We start from the raw sequence: 615 nt of genomic DNA on the forward strand, positions 1-615 counted from the left end.
AATTCAGGCGGTTGGTTCCTGCCGTTGCGGCAGGCGAGCCTGGAGGAGGCCGGAAATGCGAGCCCGGCAACTCAGTGTTCCTTGAACGCCTTGGTCATTTCGCTCGCCGTCTCGCTTTTCTTGCGGCGCAGCCAGTTGTCGCGGATTTCGTCCTTCGACAGGAAATTGACCTGGTCGATCAGAACCTCATGCACCAAAGGCGCCCCGACACGCGTGTTGACGGTATCGCGGATGGCGGCGCGGAAGGCATCGAGATCGATCGTCGCCTTGTTGGTGAAGTCGATCTGCGGATTGGAATAGAGGTAGGAATAGACCTGGTCGGTGATCAGCGCTTCGGCCGGAATGGACAGTTTCTTGATCTGCTCGGGTTCGACCGTGTAGACAAGCTTGGTCAGGAAATAGCCGCCGATCTCGGAATCGCGGATCAGCGGCACCGAAATGATGTCGGTCTTGACGTAGTCGAGGCCGCCCAGCATCGGCTTCGGCGTTTCGCCGACACCGCGCTCGCCGGCCGCCTGGAAAGAATAGAACACGGCGCCCAGCGTTGCGGCGCAGATCCAGACGGCGATGGCGATGACCTTGATCATCGGGCCTTGTCAGTCCCTTGGTCAGTCC

At 60.0% G+C, this 615-nt stretch carries 1 protein-coding gene; it reads right to left on the reverse strand.

The window, feature by feature from the left end:
- Nucleotides 1-71: 71 nt before the first annotated feature.
- Entirely contained in the window at nucleotides 72-587 is a 516-nt protein-coding gene (locus ENZ74_RS33700) for a hypothetical protein (protein ID WP_013529757.1), read from the reverse strand.
- Nucleotides 588-615: the final 28 nt, after the last annotated feature.

Source organism: Mesorhizobium sp. M7A.F.Ca.CA.002.15.2.1, from assembly GCF_003998715.1.
In the GTDB taxonomy this organism is placed as follows: Bacteria; Pseudomonadota; Alphaproteobacteria; order Rhizobiales; family Rhizobiaceae; genus Mesorhizobium; species Mesorhizobium ciceri.

Excerpts from the sequence above, each read along its gene's own strand:
- ENZ74_RS33700 (WP_013529757.1), bottom strand. The coding sequence starts at position 587 with ATGATCAAGGTCATCGCCATCGCCGTCTGGATCTGCGCCGCAACGCTG.